Source organism: Rhodoblastus acidophilus (genome assembly GCF_025961575.1).
Taxonomy (GTDB): domain Bacteria; phylum Pseudomonadota; class Alphaproteobacteria; order Rhizobiales; family Beijerinckiaceae; genus Rhodoblastus; species Rhodoblastus acidophilus_C.
Genome location: NZ_JAOQNX010000014.1, coordinates 24,949 through 38,703, shown reverse-complemented (window position 1 = coordinate 38,703; position 13,755 = coordinate 24,949). Strand labels below are relative to the sequence as shown.

Below are 13,755 nucleotides of genomic sequence, written 5' to 3'. Positions count from 1 at the left end.
TCAGCGCGTCGAGGGCAGGATGACGATCGCGACCGACGCGTCCCGGGCGTTGGAAAGCTGAACAATGGTCGGTTTGGCGTCCAGCTCATATTTCAGGATTTTTCGAATGCCGGCGCAATCGCGGACGCCGCTGAACGCCGCCGGTTTGATGGGCGCCCCGTCTTGGAGCACGTCGATCCATCCCGGCGCCGATAGCGCGATCGTATAGACGCCGGCCGCCGGTTTGAGTTTGAGAATCGCGCCGAAGGAGTCTTCAGCCGGCGCGCGTTCGGGCGGGTTGTCGAAACGGATCGCGCCGACCGAAGCGAGATGGGCGACAACAGGCGTTCCCACTTCGACAGCGCCGCCCGTCTCAACCATTGCCCGCGCCTGCGCGAGCGCGGTCCGTTCGCGATCGACCGGCCATTTGAACTGACCGCAGCCGGAGGCCTCCTGCGCCAACGCCAGACCGGGCGTGAATCCAAAAATCGCCAGCCAGATGTTGCGTTTCATCGCCGCCTCTCATTCCGGCGAAAATTCTAACGCGCCTTCACCAGGGCGGCAAACGCGCGCTACGCATATTGCTCCGCCAATTCCTCGCCGGTGCGGCGTGCGATGGCGCGGCGCATCCATAGAGGTTGCACGCCCGCCATCATCGCCTGCACCTGGGCGATGACATCGTCGATCGCCCGATGCCGCGCCGATTTCACCGGAAACACTTTTAGGGCCTGCACCCGCACGGCGGCGAGGTCGGATAGCCCCATGGTGAACAGGATCGACACGCCCGCAAGCGAATCCACCCGCTCGGTCAGCGGATCGACGCCCGTGCCGTCGTCATTCTCCATGTCGTCCATCACGCAACGCCCGCCATTGGCCTCACGGCCGCCACCGGCCGCCTTGCCCTTGCCGCGCCGGGAAAATTGCAGGGCGTCGATGAATTCGGACTCGTCGGCCGAGACGTCATAGACGACGAAGTTTTTGGCCGCGACGAATTGCGCGTCGAGATCGGTCAAACTGTCGGTGGTGATGGCGATGCGCAGATGTGGGCCTTCCATGATGGGCTCCTTGATGCTGGTAAGGCGACCACCGTCATTGCGAGCGAAGCGAAGCAATCCACCCTGCGGCTTGCACGAAACGTGGATGGCTTCGTCGCCTTCGGCTCCTCGCAATGACGGTTAGGTCATCGGCTGGTTGATGTTGGGCTTCAGCCGCCCGAATTTTTGCTGGAACGCCGCCGGCAGAGACATTGGATCTTTTTTCGTACGCGCCTCCCATTCCGGCAGTTTTTCGCGGGCGATCTTGCCGTCCTTCAGCGCCTCAACCGGGATGATGTGCAGCACATCATGCAGCACGGCGTAGAAATCGATGGCGTAGCGCGCGCTGTCGCGATAGGGCGCGGGAATGTCGATCTCGACGAAATCGCCGGCGAACGTCGCTTTCGGATTGTCGCAGTCGAAGCGGAAATGGCGGTTGAACGGACCCTTGCGCTGGAACTGGTAGAGCGTGCGGCCCTCGTCCGAATAGCGCCGGATTTCGCCGCCGAGATCAAAAAACATTTCCGAAAACACCCAGGCGACGTAAGCTTGCGGATAGACGCTGTCGCGGGCGGAAAACCAGTAGGCGACCATGGTCTCGATCAGGTCGAGGCCAGCGCTGGTGATGTCGAAATAATAAACCTCCTTGCCGATCACGCCGCCCATGCAGATCACGCCATTGCGCATTTCGACCTGCCCGTGCGGATGAAAGGCGATCAGGCGGAGGATGCGGGTGACGCGGTGCAATTGCAGCGCGACTTTTTCCACCATTGTCGTCTTGGGCAGGTCTTTGGCGCGCGCCCAGGAGGTCAGGGGGAGGTCGGTGGGATAGAGGCCGGCGAGCGTCGCCTCGAACACAACGGCCGCGCGGGCCACCGCCGCAATGCGCTCCAGCGGCGCCTCTTCGGGGAGCGGCGGCTCATCAAAAGTGAGGATGCGCGGTTTTGTATAGAGTTCGATCTGGCGGTGCTCGGGCGGCCGCACTTTGTTCGACCAGCCGAAGTCAGGATTGGCGAAGAGTTTTGCTGTGAACCCCATGTCGAACCTCGATGCAGCGCGATACAAAACCCTCTCCCCGCGCAGGATGTCCGCAAGACGCGGGGAGAGGGGTTGGCGCGACGGTTGGAACGGCGACGCGCCATTTTTTCGCACGGGCTCGGAGGGCAATCACGCGCCCGTGCGAAAAAACACCTCACCAGGTGTTGAGCAGCCACTCGCGGTCGCGGGTGTATTCCATGTGCGTGAACATGGCGTTGGCGATCGCCTCGCCGAGCAGCATGGCGCCGCGATAGCCCATGGTCGGGTGACGGTAGAGACCCGCGCGATCAAAAGTGGGGAAGCCGACGCGCGCCATCGGAATGTTGGCGTCGATCGCGACATAGCGGCCCTTGGAATGGCCGAGGATCAGGTCGTACTTTTTCGAACCGTCCTTGACGCGCTTTTCAAGTTCCCAAAGGTCGGCATTACAAACCACTTCCACTTCGCTCGGGGTCTTGTCCTTCAGCGCGAGCAGGCGCGGGTCCTTCTTGTAGCGGGTGTTGTCGTCGCCGAGCAGCAGCAGGGTCGGCTCGAGCTCGACCTCGGTGCAGAATTCGGCGAGACCGATGACGAGATCGGGATGGCCGAAGATCGCCACTTTCTTGTTGGCGAAGAACATGTGCGCGAGATCCTGCAGCGCGTCGATGGCGACGCCGCGCTCATGGACCAGCGAATCCGGGATCGGCTTGCCGGTGATCTCGGAAATCTTTTGCAGCATCGCATCGGTGTTGGCGATGCCATAGGGCGCGGAGACCTGATGGCCGGGAACGCCATGCGTGTTCTTCAAAAAATCGACGGTGGAGGCCGCCTCATAGCGGGCGAGCGACAGCGAGGCCAGCGCGCCGGTCGAAGCCTTGATGTCCTCGACCGTGGTGCGGCCGTGGGTGTGGATCGACTTGTCCGGCAGCATGGGCGAGTCGAAATCCTCGGTGTCCATGAAGATGTCGCCCTGGACGCCGAATTCCTTCAGATAGTGCTTGAGCAGCACGACGTCGCCGGGGTTGACCCAGCCCGGGAAGACGTTGAGCTTGCCGGTCGCCGGGGCCTTTTCCTTGGCGATGTCCTTCCAGGTGGACAGCACGCATTCGGAATAGCCGCCGACCTGGCTCGACTTGAAGCTCGGCGTGTGCACGGCGTAGATGTGGACTTCGCGCCCCGGGAATTCCTTGGCGATCTGGTCCCTGGCGTATTTGATGTTGCCTTCGACGTCGTCGCCGATGACTTCCGTCGAGCAGGTGGTGATGACGGGAATGATGCGCAGGTTGGGATAGCGGCGCACCAGCGTCAAAATGCCTTCCTGGATGCGCATGTGGCCGCCGAACACGGCGGAATCCTCATGCAGCGAGGTCGAGGCGACGTCGAAGTTCTCCTTGAAATGCTGGGCGAACAGCAGGCGGACGAACATGCTGCAACCCTGGCCGCCATGGACCAGCGGAATGGAATCCTTGAGGCCGATGCCGGCATATTGCGCGCCAGCAGGCTGGCAATCGTACATGGGGTTGATGACGCCTGCGCGTTCGCGCGTCGTGATTTCGCAGCCCATCGGGGCGCTCCTTTGCGATTGGGTTGGGAGGGGGCCGCCGCGAGAAAAAAATCGCGGCGGCGTTCGCATCAATAGAGCGAGTGGTTCAGATCGTGGTTCAGCGATTTGGTGCGCAGGCCGCCGCCGTGGCGGCGGCCGTCCTCACCAACTCAATAGAGCGAGTGATTCAGCTCGTGGTTCAGCGATTTGGTGATGGTGTATTCGCGCAGCATCGCCTTCAGACCATCGAGCAGTTCGGTGATCTTGGTCGGCTCGAGCTGTTCGAGCCACGGGAAGTTTTCGCGGAAATCCTTCACCATCTCCTTGGCGTCGGCGTAGAACAGACGCTCCATCGGCGTATGCTTCTTGACGACGCGGCCGTGGAACATTTCGTTGGCGGCGTTGACGATGCCTTCGATGTTTTCCTCGCGGTCCCAGGACCGGGAGAAGAATTGCCACAGGTAACGCACCTGGCAATAATCGAAGAGTTCCTTGACCTGTTGCTCGCTCATTCCGCGGCCTCCTTCAGAGCAGACTTGGCGCCGCGAATGTCGGTCGCGGCCAGTTTCAGAAGCGGATTGGCCTTGGCGTTGTACATGTCGCGGGCGAGGTTCACGAAGCCCTCGAAGCCCATGTAGGGACCGTTGTGGTAGCCGTGGCCGTTCACATAGGGGATGTGCAGTTTCTTCACGAGTTCGCCGACGCGCGGGCCCGTGAAAATCACTTCCGGCTTGACGAGGTCGATGATCTCGAAGAATTCGAGTTCGTTGCCGTCATCGATGTAATAGGTGCCGGCGCCGCCGCGGGCGATCACCTTTTCGAAATCTTCCTGATGGCCGAATTTCGACGACATGGCCACGACCTGCACGCCGAGGTCGTCTTCCACCGACTTGGTCCAGTGCCACAGGCGCGGGCCGCCAGTCCAAATGGCCATTTTGGTGCCCTGCAGACGCTCCTTGTACCAGTCGAGCTGCGGCTTCCACTTGGCGTATTCCTCGGCGATCAGTTTTTCGCCGCGCTCTTCGATGCCGAAGAACGAGCAGATTTTTCTGATGCCTTCCGCCATATAGGAAAAGCCCCAGCTGTCGATGTCGAGGCGGGGAATGCCATATTGCTTCTTCAGCTCGTTGGCGATGTAGCCGGAGGAGCGGGCGCAGTTGACGACGTTGAGCTGCGCCTTGTGCATGGCGCGCAGATCGTCGTACGTGCCGTTGCCGGTGAAGTGGGCGACGACCTGGATGCCGAGGCGCTTCCAATATTGGTCGAGCAACTGCGTGTCGCCCTGGATGTTGAAGTCGCCAATAAAATTCATCGTATATTCGGAGGTGATCTCCGGCTCGACCGTCCCAACCTTTTCGTTGATCCAGTTGATGTTGAGGACGTGGTGGCCCTTCGACTGGGACACGCCGGCAAAGCCGGGGCATTCGCAGCAGAAGATGTCGACGTCGGGACGCTCGGACATCACCTTCTTCGCCACCGCCTTGATGTCGTCGCCGATCAGCGCGGTCGGGCAGGTGGTGTAGACGAACATGCGCTTGATGTCGGGCATTTCGTCAAAGGCTTCGTTGATCGACTTTTCCAGGCGTTTTTCGCCGCCGAAGACGATGTGGCTTTCCTTCATGTCCGTCGACCACACATACTTCATGTTGAAGTGGCCGTTGTCGGTCGGATAGCGCTTGGTGTGCCAGGTGTCGTAGGCGCAACCGATCGGCCCATGGATCATCTGGATCGTGTCCTTCAGCACGCCGCCGATGACGAGCTTGGCGCCGCAGAAGGCGCAGCCGCGTTCGGACAGCGTGCCGGGGATGGTCGCGGCGTTGGAGATCGGCAGGAAGTCGCGCTGATCCTCGCCTTCCACCTTGAGATAGATGTGTTTGGAACGTTCCGGAATGACCTTATCGCATTCCAGCAAAACCATAGGCATGAGTCGTCCTCCTCACGGAGTGTGAGTTGCAGTCGTCGCTCTCGCGGGTACCGGCGGCGGAAAAGGATTGGACTGGCTCCGGCGCCGTTGCGAAGGAGGATCGCAGGAAGCGTGCCAAGTTACATCCAATTTATTCCACTTACATATTGATGAGTGCAAAACCGGCGCTATCTCCTGATTTTTCTTAGAATTTTTTTTGAGCGCCACTTCAGGCCGTTCAAGAAAGGCGTGGGGAAAGTTCGCACATGTAAGAAGGAGGCGCGCGGCGTTCGTTTCGGACGCCGAGCGGATTGCACGCGAACGTGCGAAATTTTGCCTTTCTGTACGAGATACTGAAGAAAGCGGCGAAAACGTCAGGATTGATTGGCGATTTCTACTTGGCACGGCTGTTGCAATGACTTGGCGCGAGCAAACGCCGGGGATGCGCCATGCTGGATGAAGTGCTGGAAAAGACTGTTGACGCCGCTGAAGGCAAAACCGACGCGGGCTTGCGTCTGCGCGTCGCCGTCGCCACGCGCGATGGCGAGAAGGTCGATCTGCATTTCGGCCATGCCGCGGTCTTCTCTGTCTATGATGTCGACGCGAATGGCGTTCGCCCGGTGGCGGCGCGCGCGATCGCGGAACACGCCCTTGATGAAGAGGAAGACGTCCGCGCCACCATCTATCGCATGATCGCGGATTGCCAGGTGCTGCTGGTCGCCAAGGTCGGCGCCGCGCCGCAGGAGGCGCTGAGCAAGATCGGCATCGAGGCCACCAATCTTTACGCCGGCAAAGGGGTTGATGAGGCCCTGCGCGAACTTTTTGTCGCCAAGACAGCCGCCGCCGAGGACAGCTCGATCGACGCCAGCGAATTCGCGCTGCTGCACGCCATGCTGCGCGTCAGAAACCTCGACGAGTCCATCGCCTTCTACACGGAAAAGCTCGGCATGACTCTGCTGGAGCGCCGCGAGCACAAGAAGAACCAGTTCTCCCAGGCCTATCTCGGCTATGTCGCCGGCGCTGGAAGCGCCGGCTCAGCCGGCCCCGGCATGACCATCGAGCTCGTCCAGAACTGGCAGCGCGAGGAGGCTTATGTCGTCGGGGACGCCTTCGGCCACATCGCCATCGGCGTGAAAAACATCATGCGTCTTTGCGACCGTCTCGCGGCTCGGGGCGTGCCCATGCCGCGCCCGCCGCGCGCGCAACGACATGGTGAAAACATCGTCGCCTTCATCGTCGATCCCGATGGTTACCGGATCGAACTGGTTCAAGCGCCGACGCCCGAACAGGCGGTCACAGCTTAGCAAATTCGGTTTCCGCGCGGTCGCCTGGCGACGCGCGAAAACGGATCGCGCGCGGGTCTCGTCACGGGGTGGACTTGCGCGACAAAAAATATGACCGCCCTGCCGGACGGCCATATCAACCCCGCAAACCAGGAGCAAAAAATGTCTCTTCGTCAAGTCGCCTTCTACGGCAAGGGTGGTATCGGCAAGTCCACCACCTCGCAAAACACCCTCGGCGCCCTCTCCGAAATGGGCCAGAAAATCCTGATCGTCGGCTGCGATCCCAAGGCCGACTCCACCCGCCTGATCCTGCACGCCAAGGCGCAGGACACCATCCTGTCGCTCGCCGCGGAAGCTGGTTCGGTCGAGGACCTCGAACTCGAAGACGTGCTCAAGATCGGCTTCAACGGCATCAAGTGCGTGGAGTCGGGCGGCCCGGAGCCGGGCGTCGGCTGCGCCGGTCGCGGCGTCATCACCGCCATCAACTTTTTGGAGGAAAACGGCGCCTATGACGACGTCGACTACGTCTCCTATGACGTGCTCGGCGACGTGGTCTGCGGCGGTTTCGCCATGCCGATCCGCGAGAACAAGGCGCAGGAAATCTACATCGTCATGTCCGGCGAGATGATGGCCATGTATGCCGCCAACAACATCGCCAAGGGCATTCTAAAATATGCCAATTCCGGCGGCGTGCGCCTGGGCGGCCTGGTCTGCAACGAGCGCAAGACCGACAAGGAATATGAGCTGGCGGATTCGCTCGCGGGCAAGCTGGGCTGCAAGCTCATCCACTTCGTGCCCCGCGACAATATTGTGCAGCACGCCGAACTGCGCCGCATGACGGTCGTCGAATACGCGCCGGATTCCAAGCAGGCCGGCGAATATCGCACGCTCGCCACCAAGGTCCACGCCAATGCGGGCAATGGCATCATCCCGACCCCGATCAGCATGGACGAACTCGAAGACCTGCTGATGGCCCACGGCATCATGCCGACCATCGACGAATCCGAAGTCGGCAAGAAGGCCTCCGAGGGTTGATGCATGACGGCCCGGACTTTTTGTCCGGGCCGACCGTTTTGTGGAGGGCCGCGATGTCAGTTGAATCCGCTGTCGCCTATATCAAGCGCATGCGTTCGGACGAGGATTTTCGCAAGAAAATGAACGACCTCTCCGAGGACGAGGCCGCCAGTTGGGCCGCCATAAAAGAGTCCGGCTACGAATTCTCCATGAGCGAATTCAAGAAGGCGCAGGAAGCGATCTACGAGGAGCACGGCATTACGCCGATGTGATCACGTCGTTCGCGAATGGAAAAAGAGGGCGCGCGCTGTCGCGCCCTTTTTGTCGTCGAGGCGCAAAAAAAGCGGCGCTTGCGCGCCGCGAGTTGCTCGCGCCTCAAGAAGGACCTTTAGCTCCGGTAGCGGATCACCGCCTGGCGTTTGTCGGCGAAGAATTGCGTGATCTTTTCCGCGAGCCCGGCGTCGATCGGCACGCCATATTTGTCCGCGACCCGCACCAATTGTTCATCGTCGACGCCCTGGAGCGACGCCAACCCCGCATTGGCCAGCGCGAACACCCGGCGTTGCAGGACCTGGTCGCTGTGGGTCGCGATCCATTCGGTGCGGATTTTTCCCGGCTCGTAATCGTCCGGCGCGACGAACGCGCCCTGCACGGCCTGGATGGCGCCGGCCATGGCGATATCCGCCAGCAGGAGATTGAAAAACTGTTGGTTGGTCAGTTCCATGTCACTCTCCTTGCGCGGCGGCGCCGCGTCGATAGGTCTTGTAGTTGATGTTGTATTTTTCCATGCGCAGGCCGAGGATGCGGCGGGTCAGGCCCAGCTCCTTGGCGGCTTCCGTGGTGTTGCCGTTGTGGCTCTTCAGCGCTTCGACGATCATCTCATATTCGACCGCCTGGATCTTCGCCTCGAGTCCGCAGCCGAAACTCGTGCCGGTTTCGGCGGAGGTTTGCAGCGACGGCGGCAGATTGTAGCCGTGGATCACGCCGTCGTCGGCGAGGATCACCGCACGCTCGATGACGTTTTCGAGTTCGCGCACATTGCCCGGCCAATGATAGGTCATCAGCATGTTGAGCGCCGGCGTGGAGATGCGCTTGACCTCCTTGCTCATTTCCTGCGCGCTTTTGGTGACGAAATGATCCGCGAGCAGGATCACGTCGCTGGCGCGTTCGCGCAGCGGCGGAATGGTGATGGGGAAGACGTTGAGGCGATAGTAGAGGTCCTCGCGGAACAGGTTTTTCGAGATCATGTCGGGGAGGTCGCGATTGGTGGCGGCGATGATGCGCAAATCCACCCGCACCGGTTTTGAACCGCCCACGCGCTCAAAGGTTTTCTGCTGCAACACGCGCAGCAATTTGGCTTGCAGCGGCAGGCTCAGTTCGCCGACTTCGTCCAAAAAGATCGTGCCGCCGTCGGCCATTTCGAAGCGGCCTTTGCGCTGGGCGACGGCGCCGGTGAACGAGCCCTTTTCGTGGCCGAACAGCTCGCTTTCGACAATGCTTTCCGGAAGCGCGGCGCAGTTGAAGACGACGAAGGGGCCGTCGGCGCTCGGGCTGTTGTAGTGGATGGCGCTCGCCACCAGTTCCTTGCCGACGCCGCTTTCGCCGAGCACCAGCACGGTGGCCTTGGTCGCCGAGACCTTTTCGATGAGCTGGTAAATGTCCTGCATCGGCTTGGAATTGCCGATGATGTTTTCGGGCTTGTATTTCTTCTTCAGCTCGTTCTGCAGGCGGCGGTTCTCGTTTTCCAACCGCACCTTTTCCACGTTTTCGAGCATGTAGAGCTCGACGGCGGGCGCGATCATCGAGCCGAGCGTCGCGACCAGCTCCATATCCTGCTTCATCAGCGTGCGGTTGTGATAGACGCGCTCCGCCGAGATGGCGCCCAGCACCTTGCGCGCATGGGTGATCGGCACGCAGAAGAATGAGGCGTTCAGTCCGGCGCCGTCGCTATGCGCCTTGGTGCGATCCAGGAAACGCTGGTCGTCGCAAATGTGCGGGACCATGATGGCCTCGCCGGATTCCACGACCTCGCCGGTGATGCCTTCGCCGGGCGAATAGACGCCGCGCGACCGTTCGACGTCGCTGAGACCGAAACTGCGGTGAATGGAAATGGTCTCGGACTTGCGGTCATAGAGCGTGACCGCGCCGCGGGTGATTTTTAACCGCTTGCGCATGATCCCGAGGATGATGTCGAGCGAGTGTTCCAAATCTTCGCTCGCCGAAATAACCTGACTGACCTTGTAGAGCGTCGGCAAGACGTTGATGCGGCATTCGCCGGTAAAACAATGCGAGAAATCTTCCAAATCCTCATCCATGGCGGTGGATACGGACTCTCTCTTTCCCATGCAATGTCCAATCTCGTGATGGAGAGGCGCCGCCCGGGCGTCAACCCGCGCAGGGCGCTCGGGGCGTCGTCGGCTGGTGTCGTTCGTTTGGCTTGGCAGCAAGTTTGGCGCCACGGCGTAATCGACGCAACATATTGTGAGATCACATTTACGTTGCGAACTGCTCTGGAAATGCGGATAAAGCGCGCGGAAAAAGTTGTCAATGTAATCTTGTTACATAGCGGTACAAATGCCGACAGGGCTGCGGATTTTTGTACCGGCGTGTTGATTGGGAGAGGCCGCTTCTCCCCGCGTCGGCTGTGCAACAGGGTGAAATGACGACTGTTTTCCGGATTTCGTCAAACTGGCCCAGCGCTTGCTGAACCCTTTGCGAACGAATTTACCGGAGGATCGCATGAAGCCGGAAGAGATCGCGGCGCTGCTGAACGAGCCGGCCTGCGCCCATAACAACAAGAGCAAGTCCGGCTGCGCCAAGCCTGCGCCAGGGGCGACGCAAGGCGGCTGCTGTTTCGACGGCGCCCGCAACGCCCTGCTGCCGATCGCCGATGTCGCCCATATCGTCCACGGCCCGATCGGCTGCGCCGGTTCCTCCTGGGACAATCGCGGCACGCGCTCCTCCGGTCCCGATACCTTTCGAATTGGCATGACCACCGACCTCACCGACATGGACGTGATCATGGGGCGGGGCGAAAAGCGCCTGTACCAGTCGATCAAGCAGGCGGTGGAGACGCACAAGCCGGCCGCCGTGTTCGTCTACAACACCTGCGTCCCCGCCTTGCAGGGCGACGACATCGAAGCGGTCGCCAAGGCGGCGCAGGAAAAATTCGGCGTCGCGGTCATCCCCGTGGATTGCGCCGGTTTTTACGGCAACAAGAATCTCGGCAACCGCGTCGCCGGCGACGCCACCATCAAATACATCATCGGAACGCGCGAGCCTGAGGCGCCCGCCTACGAAATTCCCGGCGTGAAACGCCATGACGTCAATCTGGTCGGCGAGTGGAATGTCGGCGGCGAGTTTTGGAATGTCGCGCCGCTGTTCGATGAACTTGGCCTGCGCGTGCTCTGCAGCTTTTCCGGCGACAGCCGTTTCGCTGAAGTTCAGACCATGCATCGCGCGGAAGCCAATATGGTGGTCTGCTCCAAGGCCATGCTCGCCGTCGCGCGCAAGCTCGAAGACGCTTATCAAATCCCCTGGTTCGAGGGCTCGTTCTACGGCCTGCGCGACACCTCCGAAGCGTTTCGCGGTTTCGCGCGCCTGCTCAACGATTCCGATCTGAGTGCGCGCGTCGAAAACCTTGTCGCGCGCGAGGAGGCGCGGGTCGAGGCGGCTTTAAACCCCTTGCGGGAAAAATTGCGGGGCAAGCGCGTGCTGATCTTCACCGGCGGCTACAAGAGCTGGTCGGTGGTCTCGGCCATGCAGGATCTCGGCATGATCGTGGTCGCGACCGGCACGGAAAAATCCACCGAGGAAGACAAGGCGCGCATCAAGGCGCTGATGGGCGACGAGGCCCGCATGATTTCCGACAATGATCAACTCGCGCTGATCGACGTGTTCCACGAGACCAGGGCCGACATTCTCATCGCCGGCGACCGCTACATCTATCCGACGCTGAAATCGCGCATTCCCTTCCTCGACATCGATCACGTCCGCCGCATCGGCTATGCCGGCTATGACGGTCTGATCGAGCTCGCCAGAAACCTCGACCACGCCGTGCATTCGCCGGTTTGGGCGCAGGTGCGCTCAACGCCGTCATGGGCCGCCGCGCCAGCGCGCCCACGCCCGCGCGCGGCGGCGTGAGGGGCAAAAATGGCTGAAGTCCTCACCCCCACCAAACCGCTCAGCGTCAATCCGTTGAAGGCGAGCCAGCCGATCGGGGCGTCGCTGGCCTTTCTCGGCATCGCCGATTGCATGCCGCTCGAACATGGCGCGCGCGGCTGCACCTCGTTCAACAAGCTCTACTTCATGCGCCATTTCAATGAGCCTATCGCCTTGCAGACCACGGCGATGGACCAGACCACGACGGTGCTCGGCGCCGACGACAATGTGGTCGAGGCGCTGGCGACCATTTGCGCGAAGAACAAGCCGAAAGTGATCGGGCTGGTCACCACCGGCCTGTCGGAAATGCAGGGCGCCGACGTGCCGCGCACGGTGAAGGAATTCCGCACAAAACATCCGGAGTTCCGTCATGTCGCGGTCGTGCCGGTCAGCGCCAGCGACACGCTGGGCTGCCTGGAAACCGGCTTTGCCGCGGCGGTCGAGGCCATCGTCCGCACCCTGGTCCCGCACCGTCCCACAAGCCGGAAAAATCCGCGCCAAGTCAACGTGCTCGCCTCCTCCGCCTTGAGCCCCGGCGATTTGGAGGAATTGCGCGCCTGGATCGAGGCGTTTGGCCTCACGCCGATCCTGCTGCCCGACATCGGCGCGTCCCTCGACGGCCATCTCATCGACCAGGGGTTTTCGACCCTCACCTATGGCGGCGTCAGCCGCGAGGAGATCGAGAGCATGGCGGATTCAGCCGCCACGCTGGTGATCGGCCGCTCGATGAGCCGCGCCGCCGACGCGCTTCAGGCGCAGACGGGAACGCCGGATTTTCGCTTCGACCAGTTGATCGGCTTGCAGGCCTCCGACGCCTTCACCCAGGTGCTCTCGGAAATTTCCGGGCGCGCCGTGCCTGAAAAATTTGCGCGCAAGCGGGCGCAGCTCACCGACGCCATGGTCGACTGCCAGTTCCAGTTCGGCGGCGCGAAACTGGGCGTCGCCGGCGACAGCGATCTTCTCGCCGCTCTGGTCGATTTTTTCCACGGCATGGGCGCGAAAATCGTCGCCGCCGTCGCGTCGGCGCGCGCGTGCCGGCTCGCCGATCTGCCCATCGAGGATGTGGTGGTCGGCGATCTCGAGGATTTCGAGATTCTGGCGCGCGACCGCGAGGCCGACCTGATCGTCACCAACTCGCACGGCGCCGAAGTCGCGCGCCGCACCGGCGCGGCGTTCTTGCGCGCGGGATTTCCGATCTACGACAGCTACGGCGCCCATGCCGACGCCTGGATCGGCTATGGCGGGACGCGCCGGCTGATCTTTTGCGCCGCCAACCTCCTCGCCGCGCATTACCAGGAGCTGAGACCCTACGTGTCCCTCTACAAACGGACGGCGGCGTCATGCTGAAAATCGCCTTCGCCTCCACAGACCAGGAAAAGGTCGACATGCATTTTGGCGGGGCCGAGCGCCTCGTCATCTATGACGTGTCGCCGGGCCGCGCCGATCTGGTCGGCGTCATGGAATTCGTCAAGGCCGAGCAGGTCGGCGAGGCCGGGCGCGCCGGCATGACCGAGACCGTGCAGGACAAGGTCATTCCCAAGCTGGAATTCGTCGACGGCTGCGCGGCCGTCTATGCCGCCTCGATCGGCGCCAATTCGGTGCGCCGGCTGATGAAGGCCGGCATCCAGCCCATTGTCGTCGACGAGGGCCACGACATCGTCGATCTGCTCAACGAGGTGAGCCTGGCGCTGGTCTATGGCGGCCTGCCCTGGGTGGACAAGGCGAAGAAGAAGGCCGAGGCCTCCAGCGCGTCCGCGGCGCCCGAAAACAAAGCCGAGAGCCGCAAGCTCATCGCCTCCGTCGAAGAACTGGACTGACGCC

Annotated in this window: 14 protein-coding genes; 6 read left to right on the top strand and 8 right to left on the bottom strand. The window is 61.7% G+C overall.

Features of this window, described 5'->3' with window-relative positions; translation table 11 throughout:
- The 6 genes from M2320_RS11520 to vnfD form a co-directional block, all read right to left on the bottom strand.
- Window positions 1–492, bottom strand: coding sequence for a hypothetical protein (locus M2320_RS11520; protein ID WP_264597393.1), 492 nt, complete (start codon window positions 490–492; stop codon window positions 1–3).
- 59 nt (window positions 493–551) lie between these two features.
- Window positions 552–1,034 carry a NifB/NifX family molybdenum-iron cluster-binding protein gene (locus tag M2320_RS11515; RefSeq protein ID WP_264597392.1) on the bottom strand — a complete coding sequence of 161 codons (483 nt, stop codon included), beginning with the start codon at window positions 1,032–1,034 and terminating at the stop codon, window positions 552–554.
- 120 nt (window positions 1,035–1,154) lie between these two features.
- Window positions 1,155–2,051, bottom strand: coding sequence for a hypothetical protein (locus tag M2320_RS11510; RefSeq protein ID WP_264597391.1), 897 nt, complete (start codon window positions 2,049–2,051; stop codon window positions 1,155–1,157).
- 154 nt (window positions 2,052–2,205) lie between these two features.
- Complete coding sequence (locus tag M2320_RS11505) at window positions 2,206–3,594, bottom strand: nitrogenase component 1 (RefSeq protein WP_264597390.1); 1,389 nt, start codon at window positions 3,592–3,594, stop codon at window positions 2,206–2,208.
- Window positions 3,595–3,743: 149 nt separating this feature from the next.
- Window positions 3,744–4,085: a V-containing nitrogenase subunit delta gene (vnfG, locus tag M2320_RS11500; RefSeq protein WP_184427655.1), complete on the bottom strand. Its 342-nt coding sequence runs from the start codon at window positions 4,083–4,085 to the stop codon at window positions 3,744–3,746.
- The gene (vnfD, locus tag M2320_RS11495; RefSeq protein ID WP_184427656.1) at window positions 4,082–5,497 is read right to left on the bottom strand and encodes a nitrogenase vanadium-iron protein, alpha chain; all 1,416 of its coding nucleotides are present in this window, start codon (window positions 5,495–5,497) and stop codon (window positions 4,082–4,084) included. Before vnfD ends, vnfG begins: the two co-directional genes overlap by 4 nt.
- 428 nt (window positions 5,498–5,925) lie before the next feature.
- Here vnfD and gloA point away from each other — a divergent pair, with 428 nt between their 5' ends.
- The 3 genes from gloA to M2320_RS11480 all read left to right on the top strand — a co-directional run bounded on the left by gloA (window position 5,926) and on the right by M2320_RS11480 (window position 8,045).
- Complete coding sequence (gloA, locus tag M2320_RS11490) at window positions 5,926–6,780, top strand: lactoylglutathione lyase (protein ID WP_264597389.1); 855 nt, start codon at window positions 5,926–5,928, stop codon at window positions 6,778–6,780.
- A 141-nt stretch (window positions 6,781–6,921) separates the two neighbouring features.
- Entirely contained in the window at window positions 6,922–7,794 is an 873-nt protein-coding gene (gene nifH, locus M2320_RS11485; RefSeq protein ID WP_184427658.1) for a nitrogenase iron protein, read from the top strand.
- A 53-nt stretch (window positions 7,795–7,847) separates the two neighbouring features.
- The gene (locus M2320_RS11480; RefSeq protein ID WP_184427659.1) at window positions 7,848–8,045 is read left to right on the top strand and encodes a Nif11-like leader peptide family natural product precursor; all 198 of its coding nucleotides are present in this window, start codon (window positions 7,848–7,850) and stop codon (window positions 8,043–8,045) included.
- 116 nt (window positions 8,046–8,161) lie between these two features.
- Here M2320_RS11480 and M2320_RS11475 read toward each other — a convergent pair whose 3' ends face one another.
- Both M2320_RS11475 and M2320_RS11470 read right to left on the bottom strand, forming a co-directional pair.
- Complete coding sequence (locus tag M2320_RS11475; RefSeq protein ID WP_184427660.1) at window positions 8,162–8,497, bottom strand: hypothetical protein; 336 nt, start codon at window positions 8,495–8,497, stop codon at window positions 8,162–8,164.
- Window position 8,498: 1 nt separating this feature from the next.
- Window positions 8,499–10,118: a sigma 54-interacting transcriptional regulator gene (locus M2320_RS11470; protein ID WP_319801432.1), complete on the bottom strand. Its 1,620-nt coding sequence runs from the start codon at window positions 10,116–10,118 to the stop codon at window positions 8,499–8,501.
- A 394-nt stretch (window positions 10,119–10,512) separates the two neighbouring features.
- On the opposite strand from M2320_RS11470, the gene nifE reads away from it, so the two are divergent.
- Genes nifE through M2320_RS11455 form a run of 3 tightly spaced genes read left to right on the top strand, consistent with a single transcriptional unit; the run spans window position 10,513 to window position 13,751 of the window.
- Complete coding sequence (gene nifE / locus M2320_RS11465) at window positions 10,513–11,916, top strand: nitrogenase iron-molybdenum cofactor biosynthesis protein NifE (protein WP_264597388.1); 1,404 nt, start codon at window positions 10,513–10,515, stop codon at window positions 11,914–11,916.
- A 9-nt stretch (window positions 11,917–11,925) separates the two neighbouring features.
- Window positions 11,926–13,281, top strand: a complete 1,356-nt coding sequence (gene nifN / locus M2320_RS11460) for a nitrogenase iron-molybdenum cofactor biosynthesis protein NifN (RefSeq protein ID WP_264597387.1) — start codon at window positions 11,926–11,928, stop codon at window positions 13,279–13,281.
- Window positions 13,275–13,751, top strand: a complete 477-nt coding sequence (locus tag M2320_RS11455) for a NifB/NifX family molybdenum-iron cluster-binding protein (RefSeq protein WP_264597386.1) — start codon at window positions 13,275–13,277, stop codon at window positions 13,749–13,751. The genes nifN and M2320_RS11455 overlap by 7 nt, the downstream gene beginning before the upstream one ends.
- Window positions 13,752–13,755: the final 4 nt, after the last annotated feature.